The organism is Curtobacterium sp. 'Ferrero' (assembly GCF_002412165.1).
Taxonomy (GTDB): domain Bacteria; phylum Actinomycetota; class Actinomycetes; order Actinomycetales; family Microbacteriaceae; genus Curtobacterium.
Map to the genome: position 1 here is coordinate 79,642 of NZ_NXIA01000011.1, position 20,159 is coordinate 99,800.

The following is a 20,159-nucleotide window of genomic DNA, read 5'->3' on the forward strand; positions in this document are numbered from 1 at the left end:
GATGAGCGGCAGCACCCGGGGCCGGGGCCGTGGTCGCGGACGCGCGAAGGGGGCGCACGACGAGGCGGAGCACCCCGACGAGCGCTGGATGGCGTCCTACATGGACATGATCACCGTGCTGATGTGCATGTTCCTCGTGCTCTTCGCCATGTCGACGGTCGACCAGCAGAAGTACATCCAGCTGAAGAACTCGCTCGCGACCGGCTTCGGCGAGGTCAAGTCCCAGAAGATCGACACCGCGTCCGGCACCGTCGTCACGAAGGACCAGGTGAAGGACGGGTCCGGGTACTCGATCGACAAGTCGCAGGCGGACCACTCCAGCGCCTCGAGCGGCAGCGCGAACAGCAACGCCGAGGCCGGCCCGGGCGCCGCGACGGCCGACCCGACGAGCACGGCGGTGCCGGCGGTGGCCTCGAAGGCCGACGTCGCCGCGGCGAAGCGCGAGCTCGACGACCTGCAGGGCATCGAGCGGGCGATCAAGAAGAACCTCGCGGACGCCGGCGAGACGGCGAACGTGCAGTTCACGGTGGACGCCCGCGGACTCACCGTCCGGCTCGTCGGCAGCGAGACGTACTTCGGCACGAACAGTGCGGACCTGTCCGACCAGGCCAAGCGGATCATGGACGCGATCGCGCCCGTCCTCCGCACGAGCGACCACGATGTCAGCGTCGAGGGCCACGCCGACCAGCGGAACTCCACCGCGCCGTACGCGACGAACTGGGAGCTCAGCGCCGCCCGGGCCACCGGGGTGCTGCGCGACCTGGTCGAGCGGGGCGGGATGCCGGCGGACCACGTGCAGAGCGTGGGGTTCGGGTCGAGCCGACCGCTCGCGAAGGGCGACTCCGACCAGGCGCTCACCCTGAACCGCCGGGTCGACATCGTGGTGCTGTCGAACCAGGACCAGGACGTCAGCGCCCTGATGCCGGCACTGGCTGCGGCGCAGGACCGGGCGAACGGAGCCGGCTCCGGCTGACCCGACCTCCGCCCCACTACGGGGTACAGCACTGACGGGGGACGCCCAGGGTCCGATAGACGCCCCCGTGATCGACACCGCGCCCGCAGCCCCGACGTCCGGCGACGCCGCCGTGCGTTCCGCCGGGGCCCGGACCGACACGTCCCAGCTCGAGGTGTACGACTTCGCCCGGCCGTCGACCCTGGCCCGGGAGCACGCCCGCGTCCTCGAGCTCGCGTTCGAGACCTTCGCCCGGCAGTGGGGGACGCAGCTGACCGCGAAGGTCCGCGCCGTCAGCCAGGTCACGTGCGATGCGGTGCAGATGAAGACCTACGACGAGTACGCGGCGTCGCTGCCCGCGCTCACCGGCATGGTGCTCCTGCCGATCGCCGACGTCGTCCCGAAGGGCGTGCTGCAGGTCCCGCTCGACGCCGCGCTGACCTGGGTGTCGCACGCCCTGGGCGCGTCGAAGCCGCTGCCGACGCCCGAGCGGACGTTCACGCCGATCGAGCAGGCACTCGTGCGCAAGATCGTCGAGGACGCCCTCGACGACCTCCGCTACTCGTTCGGCGGCCTGCTCGTGCACGACGTCACGGCGGGCGCGTTCCAGTTCAACTCGCAGTTCGCCCAGGCCGCCCAGAAGGGCGACCTGATGATCGTCGCCTCCTTCCAGATCCGGGTCGGCGACCGGGTCGCGCCGGGCACGCTCGCCCTGCCCGCCGACGCGCTGCTGCCGCAGCTCGGCGAGACCGCGACCACCGTGTCGAGCGCCCAGGCCCGCCACCTCCTCGACGAGCAGCTCGCGAACGTGCCGGTCGGTGTCGCCCTGCGCTTCGCCCCCGCCGCGGTGCTCCCTGCGCAGGTGCTCGGCCTCGCCGTCGGCGACGTCCTGCCGCTGCCGCACCCGCAGCACCGCCCGCTCACCATCGCGGTCGACGGCGAGCCCGTCGGCACCGCGGCCGTCGGCGCGAACGGCTCGCGCCTCGCCGGCATCGTCGTCACCACCACCGCAGCTACGGAGCCCTCCGCATGACCGTCACCACCACCCTCCACGCCACCGCCGCCGACGCGCTCGTGGTCGCCTTGCCGACGGCGGCGCCGCTCGGCGCGGTGGCACTGCCGGGAGGCGCGACACCGGCCGTGCTCGAGGCCGCGGCCGACGGGGTGGTCGCCTCGTTCGTCGGCGGCCTGTCGGCCGACCTGGCACTCGTCCTGACCGACCTCGAAGCGATCACCGCCGCCGGCGGCACCGACCACGGCCTCGTGGACGTGACCGACGTGCTCCGGCCGTCCCTCGAGGCCGCCGCGGGCGTCCTCGGCGTGGGCGTGCTCGGCGACGCGCGTCGTGCCTCGGCTGCCGCGCTGTTCGCCGACCCGGAGACGGTCGTGTTCGAGCTGACCGCGGGCGGGCTCGCCGGGGGCTGGTTCGGGATCCGCGTGCGGGAGAACGGCACCGTGTCGGCGACGAGCGCCCCGACGTCCGCAGCCGGCCCGGTCGGGAACCTCGGCCGGATCAACAACGTCGAGATGACCCTGACGGTCGAGATCGGTCGGACCCGCATGTCCGTGCGGGACGTCCTCGGCATGGAGCCCGGCGCCGTCGTCGAACTCGACCGCAGTGCCGGCGCGCCCGCCGACGTCCTGCTCAACGGTCGCCTGATCGCGCACGGCGAGGTCGTCGTCGTCGACCAGGACTACGCCGTGCGCATCACGAAGATCCTCGACGTCGCCGAGACGGTCTGACCGTGGACACCGCCGTCATCGTCCTCCGCGTCGCGCTCTCGCTCGGCGTCGTGCTCGCCCTCATGTGGGTGCTGCACCGCGTCAGCCGCAAGCGCCTCGGCGGCGGTGGGGCGCACGGCCGCCGGGCCGCCTCGGTCGAGGTCGTCGGCCGGCAGGGCATCGGCGGTAAGGCGAGCGTCGTCGTGGTGGACGTCGAGGGGGAGCGGCTCGTGCTCGGCGTCACCGAGCACGGCGTCTCGCTCCTCACCAGCGGGGCCACCCCGGCACCGGAGCTGAGCGTCGTGACGGCACCCGTCGTCCTGCCCGCCAGGACGGAACCCGCTCGACCGGACACCGCACCGACCCCGTCGGCGGACGCGTTCCGTCGGGAACTGGACCAGCAGACCGCAGCCGGGACGAGCCTCTCCCCGTCGGCACGGCCGGATCCCCGCTGGCGCGGTGACCCGGAACCGGCTCCGGGGGCCCCTTCCGACCTGCCGCTGCGGCCGCGCAACCGGCGCGCACAGCGGACCGTCGTCCCGACCGCGGCCCAGCTGCAGGGCTCGATCCTGTCGGCCGACACCTGGCGCCAGGCGGCCGCGGCGCTGAAGAACCGGCGAGCCGGGTGACCGCGCTCCGGACCGGCCGGGTCGTCGCCCTCGTCCTGCTCGGCCTGTCGGTCGTCGCCGGGTTCCTCCTGCTCACCGCGACCGGGGCGCACGCCGCCGGGGTCGTCCAGCCGACGGCACCGACGACGCCGACCGCACCCGCGACGGGTGACTTCAGTGTCAGCGTGAACGGGCCGGACGGCACGCCCTCGTCGGCGGTCGTCACCCTGATCGGCATCACGCTGCTCAGCGTGGCGCCGGCGCTCATGCTCATGATGACGTCGTTCACGAAGATCTTCGTGGTCCTCGCGATGACCCGGAACGCCCTCGCGCTCCAGTCGATCCCGCCGAACCAGGTGCTCGCCGGGCTCGCGCTGTTCCTGTCGCTGTTCGTGATGGCGCCGGTCATCGGACACATCAACGACGACGCGCTCCAGCCGTACCTGGCGGGGCACCTCGACTTCACGCAGGCAGTCGACGTCGGAACGAAGCCGCTGCGGACGTTCATGCTCCACCAGACGCGTGAGGAGGACGTGGCGCTCATCACCCGCGCGGCCGGTCAGGCGAACCCGAAGGACCTGTCCGACGTGCCGATGACGACCGTCATCCCGGCGTTCATCATCTCCGAGCTGCGCAGCGCGTTCATCATCGGGTTCGTCATCTTCATCCCGTTCCTCGTCATCGACCTCGTCGTCTCCGCGGCGCTCATGTCGATGGGCATGATGATGCTCCCGCCGGTGATGATCTCGCTGCCGTTCAAGATCCTGCTGTTCGTCCTCGTCGACGGGTGGGGTCTCATCATCAAGTCGTTGATCGAGTCGTACCAGGTGGTGCACTGATGGACCAGCAAGCCGTCATCGACCTCACGCTCCAGGCGCTCCTCGTCGCCGGGAAGCTCGCCGCGCCGGTCCTCGTGACCTCCCTCGTCGTCGGGTTCGCCATCTCGCTGTTCCAGTCCGTCACCCAGATCCAGGAGGTGACGCTGTCGTTCGTGCCGAAGGCGCTGGCGGTCGCGATCGCCCTGGTCATCTGCGGCAACTGGATGATCTCGGAGATGATCGGCTTCACGCACGCGGCGTTCGACATGATCCCGAAGCTGCTCGGGACCGCCTGATGGAGCTCGCGATCGACTTCGCACGCCTCGAGGGGACCATGCTCGCGGGCGTGCGCCTCGTCGCGTTCTTCGTCATCGCGCCGCCGTTCTCGTACCGGGCGTTCCCCGCCACCGTGAAGGTCGTGCTCGGCATCGGGCTGGCGATCGGGGTCGCGCCGCGGGTCGCCGTCGGGTACGCACCGCTCGACACCGGCACGTTCGTCGTGGCCCTCGTCACGCAGCTCGTCGTCGGTCTCGCCCTCGGGTTCCTCGTGTACCTGGTGTTCGCCGCGGTGCAGTCGGCGGGCGCCGTCGTCGACCTGTTCGGCGGGTTCACACTCGCCGCCGCGTTCGACCCGCAGTCCCAGGTGCAGGGCGCCCAGTTCACCCGGCTGTTCCAGATGGCGGCCCTCGCACTGCTCTTCGCCTCCGGCGGCTACCAGCTCATCGTCGCCGGGCTCGTCCGGTCGTTCGACGCGGTGCCGCTCGTGTCCGCAGACGGGTCGCCCGGCACGTTCGCCCTCGGCGGCCTCGCCGGCGTCATCGTGCACGCGCTCTCCCAGATGTTCCTGTCGACGCTGCAGATCGCCGGGCCGCTCGTCGTCGTGCTCTTCCTCGCCGACGTCGGGCTCGGGTTGCTCACCCGCGTGGCCCCGGCGCTCAACGCGTTCCAGATGGGGTTCCCGATCAAGATCGGCCTGACCGTCCTGTTCGCGGGAGCGCTGTTCATGGCCCTGCCCGCCGTCGTGTCCTCCCTGACGGGCGACGCCCTCCAGGCCATCACGGGCAGGGGGTGACCCATGTCCGACAGCGGGGAACGCAGTGAACGGGCCACCGAGAAGCGGATGCGCGAGGTGCACCGCAAGGGGCAGCTCGGCCGTTCGCAGGACCTCGGGGCGTGGGTCGGCATCGCGGCGGCGGCGCTCATGATCCCGGCGGCGGTCGGGAACGCCGCGGCGGCGGGCAAGTCCCAACTGGCGGCCGTGCAGACCGTCATCGCCGACCCGACCATCGGCACGATGAACCGGGTGTTCGCCGACGCGATGGGGTCCGTCGGCACGATCATCGGACCGATGCTCGGCGTCACCGCCGTCGCCGTCCTCGCCGCAGCCGTCGCGCAGGGCGGCGTGCACTTCCGACGCCTCACCCCCGAGGCGTCCCACTTCGACCCCGTGCAGGGACTCAAGCGGGTGTTCGGCGTGCAGGCGCTCTGGAACGGGGTGAAGGCGCTGCTGAAGACCGCCGTCGTCGGCCTCGTGCTCTGGTTCGCCGTGCAGGGACTCGTGCCCGTGCTCATGACGAGCGGATCGCTGCCCCTGACCTCGGTGCTCGCCGCCGCGTCCGACGGAGCCGGCACACTGCTGCGCGCCGCGATCGCCGCCGGGCTGCTGCTCGCCGCCGTCGACGTCTTCGTGGTCGTTCGTCGGAACCGGAAGCGCACGATGATGACCAAGCGCGAGGTCAAGGACGAGAACAAGCAGTCCGACGGCGACCCGCTGGTGCGGTCGCAGCGGCGGTCCCGGCAGATGGCGATGAGCCGCAACCGGATGATCTCCGCGATCGGCACCGCCGACGTCGTCATGACGAACCCGACGCACTACGCCGTGGCGATCGCCTACGAACCCGGCAAGTCCGCGCCGCGCGTCGTGGCGAAGGGCGCCGGACCCGTCGCCGAGGCGATCCGCGACAAGGCGCTCGAGTCGAAGGTCCCGATCGTCCAGGACGTGCCGCTCACCCGGGCGCTGCACGCCGCGTGCGAGCTCGGGCAGGAGATCCCGGTCGCGCTCTACACCCCGGTCGCCCGCGTGCTGTCGTTCGTCATGCAGCTCACCGCCCGTGGCGCGGCCGCCGGCACCCACTCGGCGCCTCGACCGACCACGGCGGACGAGGTCGCGACCGTCCTCGACCCGACGACGCTCACCGGCGACGCCCGCCCCCGCAAGCTCCGCACGCCGCGCGGCGACGCACCGCGTCCCGGCGCTCCCACCGAAGGAGTCCCCGCATGAACCGCAAGGACCTGCCGAAGCTCGCCGTCCCGGTCTTCATCGTCGGCATCATCCTGCTGCTGATCCTGCCGGTGCCGTCGTTCCTGCTCGACGTGCTCATCATCTGCAACATCCTGCTGGCGCTCGTGATCCTCCTCACGACGCTGTTCGTGAAGAAGCCGCTCGACTTCTCGGTGTTCCCGTCGCTGCTCCTCGTCGCGACGCTCTTCCGACTCGGCCTCAACGTCGCGTCGACCCGGCTCGTGCTCGGCCAGGGGTTCGCCGGCGACGTCATCCAGGCGTTCGGCCACGTCGCCGTGTCCGGCTCGGTCATCATCGGCGCCGTGATCTTCCTCATCCTCGTGGTGATCCAGTTCGTCGTCGTCACGAAGGGCGCCGAGCGCGTCGCCGAGGTCGGGGCCCGCTTCACGCTCGACGCGATGCCCGGCAAGCAGATGGCGATCGACGCGGACCTCAACGCCGGACTGATCACCGACGTCGAGGCGAAGGAACGCCGCGCGGCGGTCTCCGCCGAGGCAGACTTCTACGGCGCGATGGACGGTGCGTCGAAGTTCGTCAAGGGCGACGCCATCGCCGGCATCCTCATCATCGTCATCAACCTCATCGGCGGGATCGCGATCGGGATGGCCCAGAACGGCCTCTCGATCACCGACGCCCTCGGCAAGTACGGCATCCTCACCATCGGCGACGGCCTCGTGACGCAGATCCCGGCGCTCCTCATGGCGGTGTCCACGGGCATGATCGTCACCCGGTCCGGCGCCGAGTCGGAGATGGGCGCCAGCGCCGCGGCACAGCTGTCGCAGTCCCGGAACGCGCTCACCATCGCCGGTGTCGCGGCGATCGCGATGGGGTTCATCCCGGGCATGCCGATCCTGGCGTTCCTCATCGTCGGCGGCGTGCTCCTGTTCACCGGGTGGCGACTCGGGCAGAACGCGAAGCGCGAGGCGGCGGCAGCGGCGCAGCAGCAGGCACTCGAGGCCACCGCACCGTCCGCGGACACCCCGGAGGACCTCATCGAGCAGATGCGCGTGCACGCCCTCGAGATCCTCCTCGCGCCCGACCTCGTCGACATGGTCTCCGGCGCCTCCGACGACCTGCTCGGCCGGGTCCGGGCACTCCGGCGCAAGATCGCCGTCGACATGGGCATCGTCGTGCCGCCCGTCCGCACCCGCGACAGCATCGACCTGCCGCCGTCGACCTACGCGATCCGGATCGCCGGTGTCGAGGCCGGCCGCGGCACCGCACCGGCGCGGAGCGTGCTGGCGCTCGGCGAACAGCTCGACGGCCTGCCCGGAGCGACCACGGTGGAGCCGGTGTTCGGGCTCGCCGGCAAGTGGGTGCCCGCCGAGCTCCGGCACGCCGCCGAGATGACGGGCGCGACCGTGATCGACCGGGTGTCCGTGCTCGTCACGCACCTGCAGGCCGTCATCGGCGACAACGCCGCCCGGCTGCTCACCCGCGAGGACGTCAAGGTGCTCACCGAGGGCGTCAAGCAGGTCAACCCCGCGGCGGTCGACGAGCTCGTCCCCGGGATGCTCTCGATGGCCGAGCTCCAGCGGGTGCTGCAGGGGCTGCTCGCCGAACGCGTGCCGATCAACGACCTCGGCCGGATCTGCGAGGCCCTGACACTGCGCGCGAAGGTGTCCACCGACCCCGAGGGGCTCGTCGAGTCCGCCCGCGCCGCGCTCGGCCCCGCCCTGGCCGCACGGTACCTCGACGGCGGGGTGCTCCGCGTGATCATGATCGACCCGCTGCTCGAGCAGTCGATGCTCGAGGGGCTCCGCCCGTCCGAGCAGGGCAGCCAGATCGTCCTCGACGCGCACCGGATCGAACAGGTCCTCGGCTCGGTGCGGGACGCCGTCCGGTCGGTCGAGGACCAGGGACTCTCGGCCGTGCTCGTCTGCGCCCCGCAACTGCGTCCCGCCGTGCACCGCATGGTCGCCGCGCAGTCGAACGGGCTCCCGGTGCTGTCCTACCAGGAGGCGACCGCCGCGGGCTCCACCATCGAGACCGTGGGGGTGGTCCGTGTCACCGACGCGGTTGCAGCGTGAGGGTGCGTCCCTCGAGGACGTCCGCGCCGCCGTCCGGGAGGAGTTCGGACCCGCGGCGCGGATCGTCGCCGCCGAACGCGTGACCACCCCGGGCATCGCCGGGTTCTTCCGCCGCGCCCACGTCGAGGCGACCGTCGAGGTCCCCGCCGCCGACGAGCCGCCCGCCGCGGTCGTCGCGATCGCGGACGGGCCCGTGCAGCGTGCCGGCATCGCGGCGCTCCTCGCCGAGGCGGACGCCACCGAGGCGCGGATCGCCGCCGCCGACGGCACCGGCGCGGCACGCGCGGACGCGTTCGCGTCCGTCCTCGACGGCTTCGTCGCCGACGGCATCGCGCCGCGACCGACGGCACGACGCCCCGCTCCCGACCAGGCCGACCCGCGCCTCCAGACCGACCCGCGTCCGCAGGACGGCTCGGACGGCCGGACGGGAGGCGCGGCGCGGGTCGCGGGGGAGGCTCCCGCCCCCGGCGTGCGCGCGGTGGCGGCAGGGCCGCTGCCGGTCCCGCCGGTGCGGTCGGCCGACGGTGACCTCGTGCTGCTCGTCGGACGGGCCGCCGACGTCGACGCCGCTGCCGGGGTCTTCGCCACCCGGCACGCGCTGCGGCCGACGGCCGCGGCGGACCGGCGCGCGGCGATCCTCGCGCGGGCCGACGGCGTGCGGGACGGCGCGACCGTCCTCGCCGTGGCGGCGTGGGACGACTCGACCACCATCGACGCGCTCGGCGCCGACCAGGTGTGGCTCGTCGTGGACGCCGGACGCAAGCCCGAGGACGCGGCGGCGATGCTGGCGGCCGTCGCCCGCCGGGTCCCCGTGGCCGGAGTGGTCGCGATCGGGACCGCGGAGACCGCCACGCCGGAGTCGGTGCACCTGCTGGGACTGCCCGTCCTGTCGCTAGGCTGACGGGGTGCTGGTACTCACGCGGAAGGTCGGCGAACGGATCCTCGTCGGTGACGACGTCGTCATCACGGTGCTCGACGCCCGCGGCGACGGGGTCCGGATCGGGATCGACGCGCCGCGCGGCGTGAAGATCCAGCGGGAAGAGGTCGTGCGCGCCGTCACCGAGGCGAACGCCGAGGCCGCCGCGGCCGCAGCCGGTGCGGGGTCGGCCGACGACGCGGAGGCGCGGTTGCGCCGGGCGCTCGGCGAGCTCGGCGGCACCGACCAGGCGTAGCCCGCGCTCCGGGCGCCGGGCCGGCGCGCATCAGGCGACCAGACGCGATCGCGCCCCGGTGCGGACGACGCACCCCGTTCCTCCAGGGTGTGCCGTGCGCAGCGGGGCGCGATCTGCCCGGACCGCTACGGGCGGGGCTTCTTCTCCTGCTCCGGGAGTCGACCGGCGGCGGCCTCGGCGGCGAACCAGGCACGCGCCTCGTCCTGCCGCGCCTGTTCGGCGCCGAGGGCGATCGGGGCGCGGACGTGCCCGGGCTCGTAGCCGAAGGTGTCGAGCAGCTGCGGGACGACCGGACGGACCCGCGCGATGAGCCGGTCGATGTACGCCGACACGGCCCGGGCACGCTGGGCCGTCAGCCGACCGTTCATCAGGTACCACTCGAGGTGCTGCTCGAGGAGCCCGAGCGCGAACAGGTCGCGGAGCCACACGAGCACGCGCTTGGTGTCCCCGTCCGGGACCGCGTCGAGCGCCTCGGTGAACGCGTCCCACTGCATGAGCTCGGCGTGCGCCTTCGACGCCTCGATGAGCTCGTGCTGCGAGCGGTTGAGCAGGAGCGCCTGACGGGCGCGGTCCTTGCCCGCGGACGCCAGCCGCATGCCGATCTGCGCGACCATCGTGTCGACCCGACCCTGCAGCAGTTCGCGCTGCGTCCGCGGGTCCTGCAGGTCGGTGACGCTGGCGGCGAGCGAGCCGCGGTCGGCGACGGTCTGGCCGAGCCGGCGCAGACCGGACGCATCCGCCAGCTTCGACGCGGCGGCCGCGGCCACGAACTTCGCCGTCGACGCGGCGTCCTTCGGGGCCTTGGCCCGGAACTCGGTGAGCAGGCGCTTGCCGACGAGCTGGAGCAGAACGGTGTTGTCGCCCTCGAACGTGACGTAGACGTCGAGGTCGGCACGGAGCCCGGTCAGACGGTTCTCGGCGAGGAAGCCCGCGCCGCCGCAGGCCTCACGGCACTCCTGCAGGGTGTCGAGCGCCGACCACGTCGACATCGACTTGAACGCCGCGGCCTGGGTCTCGAGGACCTCGCGGCGTTCCGGGGTGTCCTCGCGGCCGCTGAAGACGTCGTCGAACGTGCGGACGAGCTTCTCGTGGGCGAACGACTGCGCGAAGACCGTCGCCAGGCGCGGGATGAGTCGGCGCTGGTGCCGACCGTAGTCCAGGAGCACGCCCTCCGAACCGTCACCGGTCGGGAACTGCCGACGCTGCATGGCGTAGGTGAGGGCGATCTGCAGCCCGACCTTCTGCGCGACCACCGCGGCACCGTCGAGCGACACGCGGCCCTGGACGAGCGTGCCGAGCATCGTGAAGAAGCGTCGGCCGGGCGAGGCGATGGGGGAGGAGTACGTGCCGTCCTCTGCGACGTCGCCGTAGCGGTTGAGCAGGTTGGTGCGCGGGATTCGGACGTGGTCGAAGTGCAGCCGGCCGTTGTCGATGCCGTTCAGGCCGCCCTTGTAGCCGTCGTCCTCGCCGCCGACGCCGGGCAGGAACACGCCGTCGGCGTCCCGCAGCGGCACGTAGAACGCGTGCACGCCGTGGTCGACGCCCTGCGTGACGAGCTTCGCGAACACCACCGCGGCTCGGCCGTGCAGGGCGGCGTTGCCGATGTAGTCCTTCCACGCCCCGCGGAACGGCGTGTGGATCTCGAACTCCTGCGTCTCCGGGTCGTACGTCGCCCGCGTGGCGATGCTCTGGACGTCCGAGCCGTGTCCGGTCTCGGTCATCGCGAAGCAGCCCGGGACCTCGAACGAGACGATGCCGGGCAGGAACTCGCGGTGGTTCCGCTCGGTGCCGAGGTGGTGCACCGCCGAGCCGAACAGCCCCCACTGGACGCCGGCCTTGATCTGCATGGACGGGTCGGCGGTGGTGAGCTCCTCGAACGCCGCGAGGTTGCCGCCGTGGTTGTCCTGGCCGCCGAACTCGGTCGGGTACGGGCGCTGGATGGCGCCGGCGTCGACGAGGATGCGCAGCTGGTCGAGGGTCCGGGCTCGGGCATCGGCGTACGGCATTCCCTCGATCTTGTGCATCGCGGGGTCCAGTGCCAGGCGACGGGAGATCCGGCGGTCCTCCGCCCAACGGCCGAGGAGGAGCTCGGCGACCAGGTCGACGTCGATCCGGACGTCGGTCGCGGTCCCGCCCACCGGGGTGCCGGCCGCGGTGTCGCCGGCGGCGTCGGCCTTCGGGGCGCCGGTCGTGGTGCCGGTGCTCGTGACGCCCGTGCTCGGGGTGCCCGTGCTCGGGGTGCCGGTGTTCGGGGTGCTGGTGCTTGCGGTGTCCACCATGGTGGTCAGTCCTCCTGAACTGCGGTGTCCGGTGTTGCAGAACCCACGGTAGGCACCGCACCTGCCGGTCTCGTGAACGCCGTGCCGGTGCACAACGAGGGCGCTCCGGCGGGCCAGCCCGGTGGTGGGAACCCTCCAAGACCGGTCCAGCGCAATTTGTGAGCACCCATCGACGATTGTGCCTGGACGCGTGCCCGCGGGCAGACTGGCGGGTATGTCACGCACCACCGAACCGGAACGGACGCCGCGGTCCGAGCGCACCTTCTTCGGCCAGCCGTTCGAGCTGTCCACACCGTTCGCGGTCGAACTGTGGGAGCGGTTCTCCTTCTACGGGATGCAGGGCATCGTCCTCATCTACATGTACTACTCCGTCACGCGGGGCGGGCTCGGCATCGACGAGGGCATCGCCGCCGGCATCATGGGGGCCTACGGCGGAGCGGTGTACCTCTTCACCATCGTCGGAGCGTGGATCGCCGACCGGCTGTTCGGCGCCGACAGGACCCTGTTCGGCAGCGCGATCGTCGTCATGGCCGGGCACATCGCGCTCGCGCTCATCCCCGGTGTCGCCGGCGTCGGCGTCGGGCTCGTGCTCATCGCGCTCGGCTCCGGCGGGCTCAAGGCGACGGCGACCACGGTCGTCGGCGGCCTGTACAGCGCCGACGACCCACGCCGGGACGCCGGGTTCTCGCTGTACTACCTCGGGGTCAACCTCGGCGCGTTCTTCGGTCCGCTCCTCACCGGGCTCCTGCAGAGCACGCTCGGCTTCCACTTCGGGTTCGGTCTCGCCGCGGTGGGCATGGCCGCGGGACTGGTGCAGTACAGCATCCGTCGGAAGCACCTGCCGGACGTCGTGCGCCAGGTGTCGGACCCGGTCGAACGGCGCCGGCTCCCGCTCATCGGCGGGCTCACCGCCCTCGGCGTCGTCGTCATCGTCGTCGCGGTGCTGACCGGGCTCCTCACCGCCACGAACCTGCCGACGGTGGTCGTCGCGATCGTCATCATCGCCACCATCGGCTACTTCATCGTCATCCTGACGAGCGGCATCACCGCCGACGAACGCTCGCGGGTGGTCGCCTTCATCCCGCTCTTCATCGCGAGTGCGGTGTTCTGGTCGCTGTACCAGCAGCAGTTCACCGTCGTGACCGTCTACTCCGACCAGCGCCTCGACCGGTCGCTGTTCGGCTGGGAGATGCCGGTGTCGTGGGTGCAGTCCATCAACCCGATCTTCATCATCGTGCTGTCCGGCGTCTTCGCGGCGATCTGGACCCGGCTCGGGTCGCGGCAGCCCTCGACCCCCACGAAGTTCGCGCTCGGCACCGGCATCATGGGCATCGCGTTCCTGCTGTTCCTGCCGTTCGTCGGCACCGGTCGGAACGGGACGCCGCTCCTCGTGCTGGTCGCGATCCTGCTCGTCTTCACCGTCGCGGAGCTGCTCCTGTCGCCGGTCGGACTGTCGGTGGCGACGAAGCTCGCACCGCCGCGGTTCCAGACCCAGATGGTCGCGCTGTTCTTCCTGTCGGTCTCGCTCGGCACGGCGGCCACGGGCGTGCTGTCCAAGTACTACGACCCCGCGAACGAGGCCCCGTACTTCGCCGTCCTCGGCCTGGTCGCGGTCGTGGTCGGCGTCCTGCTCCTCGTCTTCGCGAAGCCCGTGCTCCGGCTCATGCGCGGGATCCGCTGACCCGGCACCGCCTCAGCGCCCCGGCCACCACGATCCGGTAGCCTGGACGAGCCTTCCCGGCCCTGCAACCAAGGAGTCACCCGTCATGCTCGAACTCATCGCCGGCGTCATCATCGGTGTCTGCGTCCTCGGCGGCATCGGTCTGTGCATGGCGGTCGCCGCCATGATGAAGAGCGGTTCCGAGGAGTACTAGGCCTCGTCCGTGGCCGGCTCGACCGGCACCAGCTGACGACTCAGGACGGTCGCGCGCTCGAAGGGGCCGCGGCCGTCCGTCGTGTACGCGGGCTCCGCGAACGCGACCGTCCACGTGCGCTGGGAACCGCCGAGCTGGTTGCCGCCCGGGGCCACGATCACGCCGAGCGGCTCGTCCGCCCACCGTTCGCCGCCGCGGTCGGTGTCGACCACCTGCACGAGGGCGCCGATGCCCAGACCCGGGCGGTCGTCGGGGCGGGGGGTGGGGGAGCGGCGTCCGAACACGGGGCAACCGTACCGCGGTGGGGCGGTGGACCCGCAGGGGCGGGCGTTCGTGCCGCGCGTCCGCGGCGGCCGCGGGTAGGTCGCACGACGTGCCGCGCGCGTGCCGGGGTGGTCGCAGAACGTGTCGCTCCCCGCGCGCCCAGCCGACCGTTTGCGCGACCAACGATCCCCGCACCGGACAGGAGGCGCGTGCCGGACGGGCACCGTGCCTCCCGCCCGCGGCGGCCGCGGGTTGGTCGCACGACGTGCCGTGCGCATGCCGGGGTGGTCGCAGAACGTGTCGCTGCCCGCGCGCCCAGCCGACCGTTCGCGCGACCAACGCGCCACGCACCGCACGCAGGTTCCACGACTCGCCGTGCGCGGGTCGCCGAGGTTCCACGGGCAGGCCTCCCGCGGCCCGAGATGCCGGAACTTCGGAACCTCGGGCAGGGCCGGCCGGGCGCGCGCTACACCCGGACGATCTCGGTGATCGACGAGTGGCCCGTCTCCGGGTGCTTCCGCATCGAGAGCAGGCGCTCCATCGACGGCTCGAGCGCCGTGACCTTGTCGAGCGGCGCACTCACCACGAGCTGGAACCCGAGCCGGAGCCACGCCGTCACGGCCCGCCCGGCGAACTCCGAGTCGGCCTTGATGAACGCCTCGTCGAGGAACACCGGGGCGAACCGCGGCCGGGGCCGGGTCTCGTCGCCGAGCTGGTAGCGGAGGGCGGCACCGACGATGAAGGCCACGAGCTCCTGCGTCTCGCCGCCGGACTTGTCGCCGAGCGACGAGTACACGCCGAGGTCGTTCCCGTCGACGTCGTACCGGACCGCGGTGATCTCCATGTGTCGCCGGACGTCGAGCACGGCGTCACGTGCGGTGGTTCGGCCCCGCGGCGACGACGGCTCCGGACGGATGACCGCCATGAAGCGCCGCAGTCGACGGAACCGGGTCTCGAGGACGTCGTCGGTGAGCTCGGTGTCGACCGACGCGGAGAGGGCGCGCAGCTCCTTCCGGAACGACGCGACCTCCTCGCGCGTGACCCGGCGGATGACGATCTTCAGCCGGTCCCGGTTCGCGCCGAACGGCAGCTCGCGGAGGATCTCGTTGACCGGTTCGAGCCGCTCCTCGATCTCGACGACGGCACGGTCGAACGCACCCGCGAGCGGCACGAGGTCCTCGCCGCTCCACTGTGACAGCCGTCGGCGCCACTCGGTCCGGCGGGCGTGGAGCCCGGTGGCGAGGATCTGCTCGAGGATCGCATGGTAGTCCGGGTACGAGGCGACGCCGGTGCCGAGGTTCGGGTCCGGCCAGGCGTCTTGGTACCGCTGGAACGTCAGCGTCAGGGCGTTCGAGGCCGACGCCGCGCCGTCGAGCGCCTGCGAGAGTCGCTCGTCGAGACGTCGTCGGAGCCGTCGGGTGGCGTCGTCGAAGCCGTCGATGCCGTCGGGGGCACCGACCTCCTCGAACGTCTCGGACAGCAGCCGCGACTGTTCGTCGTCCGGGAGCGAGTCCGGGGCGTCGTCGAAGCGCGCGAGGATCTCGGCGGCCGCGTCCTGACCGTCGACGAGGACGCCGTGGCGCTCCTCGAGCCGCGCGACCGACAAGCGGGCCGCGGACCGCCGGTCGGAGGCTTCATCGAGTGCCGCCCGGAGTCGCGCGACGGTCGCCCGGAGCGTTCGGAGTCCGTCGTCGGCCGCGAGCAGCGCCTGGCGTTCGTCGTCGAGCTGCGCGAGCGCAGTGTCGATCCCCGCGACGTCGATGCCCGCCCAGGCCGCGTCGACGACGTGCTGGTGTGCGGACCGCAGCGTGTCGAGGGCGGCGATGTCCTGCGCGATGTCGGTGCGTCGGGCCTCGAGCGTCGTGAGGTCCTCGGCGATCGACGTCAGCTCGGCCTCGACCGCCGCGACGCGCGCCTCGTTCGTGAAGCCGATGACGTTCGCCTGACGGCGGTCGCCGTGCGCACCGCGGCGGCCGTCACGGAGCTGGCCGGACAGGGTCACCCGGCGACCGCCACCGCCGAGGTCCGCCGCGTCGGTCACACAGCGGGCGTCGGTGCGGTCGGACTCGATGCGCTCGCGCACCCAGGTGCTGAACGGCGACGGCTTGATGGCGAGCTTGCCGGACACCATCGCCGGGTCGCCGTCGAGGTCGATGTGCGGGCCCGTCGGGACGCCCTCGAACTGCACCCGCACGGGCAGGCGCAGCGCGTCGATCGCGGCGCTGAAGGTGTCGAGCCGGTCCTGGTCGACGAGCAGCGTCCGCGCGACCGGGGCGAGCACGGACTCGATCGCGGTCCGCCACCGCTCCTCACCGGGGAGCACGTCGAGCAGCTCGGCGACGAACGGCAGCTCCGACGGGTCGATGCCCGCCGCCCGGGCCATCGCCAGCCGGGCCTCGTGCATGGGCAGCGGCATGGCGCCCTGCCGGTGCTCGAGCGACTGCCGCTCCTGCCGCAGGGTGCGCTCCCGGTCGAGGAGCGGGTACTCCTCGCGCGTCAGGGCGTCCCGGCGTTCGTCGAGCGCCCGGCGCTGGTCGTCGTAGGTGCCGAGGAACTCGTGCGCGGTGCGCTGCGCGGCCGTGAAGTCGGCCTCGGACGCGACCGGGACGCCGAGGACGGCGGTGCGCTCGTCGAACGTCGTGCGGGTCCGGACGACCGCGTCGCGCTCGCGCGTGCGTCGGTCGATGCGGTCCTCGAGCTGCGCGAGCGCGTTCCCGCCCTGGTCGCGGAGTCGGGCCTCGGCGTCCCGGAGCTCGATCTCGACGGCGGCGTGCCGTGCCTCGGCCGCCGCGACCTCGGCGCGCGACGCGGTGCGCTCCCGGGTGTTGCGCGCGACCTCGTCATCGAGCAGCGCACGCTTGCGGGAGGCGGTCCAGTGCGCGAACGGCGAGACCTCGGAGCCCGGGGCGATGCCGTCGAGCGCGGCGGCGGCGGCCGTGGACCGGGCGATCTCCTCGTGCAGCTCGACGATCGGCGAGAGGATGCGGACCTTGCGCTCCTCGGTGTCCATCGCCTCGTACGCCTCGTCGAGTGCGGAGAAGTGCGCGAGGGCGCGGTCGGCCGCCTCGTACGTGCCCGGGGTCTCGAGCACGAGCGACTTGTACAGGGCGTCGACGGTCGGCAGGTGCTGTCCGGCCTGGATCCGGGCGAGCAGGCGCATCGCGCGGTTGCCGCCGCCGGAGTCGCCGATCCCGAGGCGTGTCTGCAGCGTGTAGGCGAGCTCCTGGTAGGTGTCGCGGATCACCAGGCCGGGCACGCGGCCGGTCAGCTCGAGGTGGTGGAACCGGGACGGCACGAACTCCTCGAGCCGGCGCAGGTCGAAGGCGTCGTCGACCGTCGCCATCGTCATCTGGATGTCGCCGACGCCACGGGCGCGCTTCGGCACGATGTAGGCGCGCAGCACGGTGAAGCGCCGCTCGTCGTCGTTCCGGAAGGTGACCGCGACGGCGCCCCACGTCGTCTGGTCGTCCCCGCGCAGGTTGACGTCGCGCAGCGCGCCCGTCTCCCGGTCGCGCGTCGTGTCGACCTTGCCGCGCAGGTACGTCAGCAGGTTGCGCTGGTCGGCGCTCCGCGCACGGCCGGTCGTCGCGTCGTTCGACGCGCCGTTGAACGGGACGTCGGAGGGCATCATGACGGCCAGGTAGGCGTCCATGAGCGTCGACTTGCCGGTCCCCGAGGCGCCCGAGATGAGCGTCGCGGTGCCGGACAGCTCCACCTGACGGTGGCCGTGGAACCCGCCCCAGTTGACGACCTGCATCGACTCGGCCCGCCACTGCGCGACGGGCTCGAACAGGGCCTGCAGCCCGAAGGCGTCGGTCGCGGTGTCGGTCATGCGGCCGGCTCGCCTTCGTCGTCGGTGTCGTCGGACTGGAGGCCCGGCTCGGCTCCGTCGGTCGCCTCGCCCGGTCCGGTGGTCGCGGTGCGGAGCCAGGTGTCGAGTTCGAGGAGCCGCTCGAGGGGGAGCAGCACCTCGACGACGCTGGCGATGCGGAAGCGGTCCGGGTCCGTGGTGCGGAGGAGGATGCGGGCACGGACGAGGCGCTCGACGGCGCTCGCCACGCGGGCCTCGTCGCGGGTCCGGTCGGTGGACGTCGCCGGCAGGAAGCCCGCGACGTGCCCGAGGATCTCGGAGCGGTCCACGACCACCTGGTCCGGCCCCGGACGTGTGTCCGCACGCAGTCGCATCCGCAGGTAGACGAGGACGATGGTCTCCTCGCGCGTGTACGGGACGTCGCGGAGCAGCGTCGGGAACGCCCGGCGCTGGCTCTCCGAACGCGCCTGTCGCTTCCAGGCGACCTCGCGGTCACGGTCGACGTGCAGTTCGAGGAACAGGTCGTTCAGCCGGGACCGCAGCTGGGCCTCGCCGTCGACGACGGCGCGCCACTCGTCGGCGTGGGTCCTCGCGCTCACGTAGGTGTGGCGGAGCAGCGCGACGAGCGCCCGCCGCTGCGGCTCGTCGAGCCGTCCCTCGTCGCCCTCGAAGAGGGCGAAGCTCGACGCCTCGCGCTCGTCGTCGTCGTACTGGACGGCGTCGCGGTCGTCGAACGGTTCCGTCTCGTCGACCGGTGCCGGCGTCGTGTCGCTCACCGTGCCTCCTGGGCGTCTGTGTGGTCGTCGTCGGCCGTCAGGGCGGCCGTCGGCATCTGGAAGGTGACGGGCTCGCCGTCGGGTCGGACGGTGCGGTGCGCCACGACGTGGCGCGCCTCCTCGAAGTCCGGGCGACCGGTGAGCAGGTGCGCGAGCCCGAACAGCTCGACCGGTCGCCGCTGCTCCGGCGGGAGTCCGTGGAAGGCCGTGTCGCTCGAGCCGCTCCCGGCGGAGCGCAGGGCCGCGCGGAGTTCGGTGAGCAGCGGACCGCCGTGGCGCCGGAGCGTCTCGACGTCGAGGTCGTCGAAGACGTCGTCGTCGGGCTCCTCGATCGGCGGTGGCACGGACTCGTTGTCCGGGTCGTAGAACCGTTCGCGGAGGGTCTCGACCTCGGCGGCGTCCGGCAGGAGGCCGAGCGGCACCCGGTCGCGCGCCGACCCGACGGCGACCCAGGCCGCGAGCCCGCGGTTGACCGAGCGGAGGACGGCGTCGAGCTCGCGGTCGCGGACGACGTCGTGCGCGACGATCTGGTCGCGCAGCGTCGCCGTGAGCTGTCGTCGACGCGCCAGGACGTCCTCGATGCCCTGCCGCAGGATGCCCACCGTGTTCCGGAAGGCACGGCGTTCGCCCGGTTCGAGCGTGGCGGCGAACGGGTGCGCCAGGATCGTGGCGATGTCGTCGCGGAGCCGCAGCAGAAGGGCGTCGTCGCGGAGGAGCTCGAACGCGCCCTCGAACGCCCGGCCCTCCGGCGTGGACTGCATGAGGTTGTCGGTGCGGGCCAGGTAGTCGTCGAGGATCTCGCCGATGGGACGGACCTCGTTCCGGAAGTCCTCGACGATCGACCGGTGCATCGTCGCGACGGCCTCCTCGACGCGCTTGAAGTCGCTCGGGAGCTGCCGGATGAGGTCCGAGATGTTCGTGTACCCGTCGCGCATACGGTCGTCGTCGACCGTCTCGACCCCGTCGCCGGCGGCCAAGCGGTCGCGCTCGGCCTGCAGTTCGGCGATCTGGGCGTCCAGCCGGCGGATCTGGACGTCCGGGTCGGGCTCGGCGCGGGCCGCCCACCGGTGCACGGCGTCCACGATCATGGCGAGTCGGCTCTCACTGATCAGGGCCCGGTCGGCGCTCAGGGCGTCGACGAGGCTGAGCGCCTCGAGCGCGTGGCTCGTCAGGGAGTACTGCTCGTCGCCGTCGGGGGAGTTGGAGCGGACGAGCCACTGGGCGGCCACCCACTCGCGGCAGAGCGCCCGGCCGTTCGGGCGGACGTCGTCGGCCTCGCCCTGGTCGCTCGCCGGGACCCGGGCACCGGTCGCCTGCAGCCGGGCGACGTGCTCCTCGACCTGCAGGTGCATCCGGTCGGCGGGGACGTACTGCACGTCGCGGTCGAACACGGTCCGGAACACGGCCACCACGGCCGCGCTGGTCGGACGGGAGACGAGCCGGAGCGTCGGACGGTCGAGCACCGCGCGGACGCGGGCGTACTCGAGGTCGACGTCGGTCATGGGCCCCTACGAACTGGTCTGGTGGTGTCGGAGCGCCGGGTCGTCACGG

Annotated in this window: 17 protein-coding genes; 12 read left to right on the top strand and 5 right to left on the bottom strand. The window is 72.5% G+C overall.

Annotated elements, in window-relative coordinates; genetic code table 11:
- The first annotated feature begins 1 nt into the window (after position 1).
- The 11 genes from Csp2054_RS11055 to csrA all read left to right on the top strand — a co-directional run bounded on the left by Csp2054_RS11055 (position 2) and on the right by csrA (position 9,604).
- Positions 2–973: a flagellar motor protein MotB gene (locus Csp2054_RS11055; protein ID WP_096899371.1), complete on the top strand. Its 972-nt coding sequence runs from the start codon at positions 2–4 to the stop codon at positions 971–973.
- Between the two features lie 67 nt (positions 974–1,040).
- On the top strand, positions 1,041–1,985 hold the full coding sequence (locus Csp2054_RS11060) for a flagellar motor switch protein FliM (protein ID WP_255252706.1): 945 nt from the start codon (positions 1,041–1,043) through the stop codon (positions 1,983–1,985).
- Positions 1,982–2,695: a flagellar motor switch protein FliN gene (fliN, locus tag Csp2054_RS11065; protein WP_096899372.1), complete on the top strand. Its 714-nt coding sequence runs from the start codon at positions 1,982–1,984 to the stop codon at positions 2,693–2,695. Before Csp2054_RS11060 ends, fliN begins: the two co-directional genes overlap by 4 nt.
- Positions 2,696–2,697: 2 nt before the next feature.
- On the top strand, positions 2,698–3,303 hold the full coding sequence (locus Csp2054_RS11070) for a FliO/MopB family protein (RefSeq protein WP_096899373.1): 606 nt from the start codon (positions 2,698–2,700) through the stop codon (positions 3,301–3,303).
- The gene (gene fliP / locus Csp2054_RS11075; RefSeq protein ID WP_096899374.1) at positions 3,300–4,121 is read left to right on the top strand and encodes a flagellar type III secretion system pore protein FliP; all 822 of its coding nucleotides are present in this window, start codon (positions 3,300–3,302) and stop codon (positions 4,119–4,121) included. Before Csp2054_RS11070 ends, fliP begins: the two co-directional genes overlap by 4 nt.
- Positions 4,121–4,396, top strand: coding sequence for a flagellar biosynthesis protein FliQ (gene fliQ / locus Csp2054_RS11080; protein ID WP_096899375.1), 276 nt, complete (start codon positions 4,121–4,123; stop codon positions 4,394–4,396). Before fliP ends, fliQ begins: the two co-directional genes overlap by 1 nt.
- Positions 4,396–5,172 (top strand): flagellar biosynthetic protein FliR, encoded by a 777-nt coding sequence (locus Csp2054_RS11085; protein WP_096899376.1) that lies wholly within the window; start codon positions 4,396–4,398, stop codon positions 5,170–5,172. The genes fliQ and Csp2054_RS11085 overlap by 1 nt, the downstream gene beginning before the upstream one ends.
- A gap of 3 nt (positions 5,173–5,175) precedes the next feature.
- On the top strand, positions 5,176–6,381 hold the full coding sequence (locus Csp2054_RS11090; protein ID WP_096899377.1) for a flagellar biosynthesis protein FlhB: 1,206 nt from the start codon (positions 5,176–5,178) through the stop codon (positions 6,379–6,381).
- Positions 6,378–8,432: a flagellar biosynthesis protein FlhA gene (locus tag Csp2054_RS11095; protein ID WP_096899378.1), complete on the top strand. Its 2,055-nt coding sequence runs from the start codon at positions 6,378–6,380 to the stop codon at positions 8,430–8,432. The genes Csp2054_RS11090 and Csp2054_RS11095 overlap by 4 nt, the downstream gene beginning before the upstream one ends.
- Positions 8,407–9,333, top strand: coding sequence for a hypothetical protein (locus Csp2054_RS11100; protein WP_096899379.1), 927 nt, complete (start codon positions 8,407–8,409; stop codon positions 9,331–9,333). The genes Csp2054_RS11095 and Csp2054_RS11100 overlap by 26 nt, the downstream gene beginning before the upstream one ends.
- Before the next feature lie 4 nt (positions 9,334–9,337).
- Positions 9,338–9,604 carry a carbon storage regulator CsrA gene (gene csrA, locus Csp2054_RS11105; protein WP_096899380.1) on the top strand — a complete coding sequence of 89 codons (267 nt, stop codon included), beginning with the start codon at positions 9,338–9,340 and terminating at the stop codon, positions 9,602–9,604.
- A gap of 125 nt (positions 9,605–9,729) precedes the next feature.
- Here csrA and Csp2054_RS11110 read toward each other — a convergent pair whose 3' ends face one another.
- A complete protein-coding gene (locus tag Csp2054_RS11110; RefSeq protein WP_255252707.1) occupies positions 9,730–11,883 on the bottom strand; it encodes an acyl-CoA dehydrogenase in 2,154 nt (717 codons plus the stop codon).
- A gap of 214 nt (positions 11,884–12,097) precedes the next feature.
- Between Csp2054_RS11110 and Csp2054_RS11115 the strand changes: the two genes are divergently transcribed.
- Positions 12,098–13,564, top strand: coding sequence for a peptide MFS transporter (locus Csp2054_RS11115; RefSeq protein ID WP_096899381.1), 1,467 nt, complete (start codon positions 12,098–12,100; stop codon positions 13,562–13,564).
- A gap of 189 nt (positions 13,565–13,753) precedes the next feature.
- Here Csp2054_RS11115 and Csp2054_RS11120 read toward each other — a convergent pair whose 3' ends face one another.
- The 4 genes from Csp2054_RS11120 to Csp2054_RS11135 form a co-directional block, all read right to left on the bottom strand.
- Positions 13,754–14,041, bottom strand: coding sequence for a hypothetical protein (locus tag Csp2054_RS11120; RefSeq protein ID WP_096899382.1), 288 nt, complete (start codon positions 14,039–14,041; stop codon positions 13,754–13,756).
- 446 nt (positions 14,042–14,487) lie between these two features.
- Positions 14,488–17,853 (bottom strand): ATP-binding protein, encoded by a 3,366-nt coding sequence (locus Csp2054_RS11125; RefSeq protein WP_096899383.1) that lies wholly within the window; start codon positions 17,851–17,853, stop codon positions 14,488–14,490.
- Positions 17,850–18,608 carry a DUF4194 domain-containing protein gene (locus Csp2054_RS11130; RefSeq protein WP_096899384.1) on the bottom strand — a complete coding sequence of 253 codons (759 nt, stop codon included), beginning with the start codon at positions 18,606–18,608 and terminating at the stop codon, positions 17,850–17,852. The genes Csp2054_RS11125 and Csp2054_RS11130 overlap by 4 nt, the downstream gene beginning before the upstream one ends.
- Positions 18,605–20,110, bottom strand: a complete 1,506-nt coding sequence (locus tag Csp2054_RS11135) for a DUF3375 family protein (RefSeq protein ID WP_096899385.1) — start codon at positions 20,108–20,110, stop codon at positions 18,605–18,607. The genes Csp2054_RS11130 and Csp2054_RS11135 overlap by 4 nt, the downstream gene beginning before the upstream one ends.
- Positions 20,111–20,159: the final 49 nt, after the last annotated feature.

What these genes read in the sequence shown, in the direction of transcription:
- Csp2054_RS11110 (WP_255252707.1), bottom strand. Translation starts at nt 11,883, where the DNA reads ATGGTGGACACCGCAAGCACCAGCACCCCGAACACCGGCACCCCGAGC.
- Csp2054_RS11095 (WP_096899378.1), top strand. Translation starts at nt 6,378, where the DNA reads ATGAACCGCAAGGACCTGCCGAAGCTCGCCGTCCCGGTCTTCATCGTC.
- Csp2054_RS11090 (WP_096899377.1), top strand. Translation starts at nt 5,176, where the DNA reads ATGTCCGACAGCGGGGAACGCAGTGAACGGGCCACCGAGAAGCGGATG.
- Csp2054_RS11055 (WP_096899371.1), top strand. Translation starts at nt 2, where the DNA reads ATGAGCGGCAGCACCCGGGGCCGGGGCCGTGGTCGCGGACGCGCGAAG.
- Csp2054_RS11115 (WP_096899381.1), top strand. Translation starts at nt 12,098, where the DNA reads ATGTCACGCACCACCGAACCGGAACGGACGCCGCGGTCCGAGCGCACC.
- Csp2054_RS11125 (WP_096899383.1), bottom strand. Translation starts at nt 17,853, where the DNA reads ATGACCGACACCGCGACCGACGCCTTCGGGCTGCAGGCCCTGTTCGAG.
- Csp2054_RS11085 (WP_096899376.1), top strand. Translation starts at nt 4,396, where the DNA reads ATGGAGCTCGCGATCGACTTCGCACGCCTCGAGGGGACCATGCTCGCG.
- Csp2054_RS11135 (WP_096899385.1), bottom strand. Translation starts at nt 20,110, where the DNA reads ATGACCGACGTCGACCTCGAGTACGCCCGCGTCCGCGCGGTGCTCGAC.
- fliQ (WP_096899375.1), top strand. Translation starts at nt 4,121, where the DNA reads ATGGACCAGCAAGCCGTCATCGACCTCACGCTCCAGGCGCTCCTCGTC.
- fliN (WP_096899372.1), top strand. Translation starts at nt 1,982, where the DNA reads ATGACCGTCACCACCACCCTCCACGCCACCGCCGCCGACGCGCTCGTG.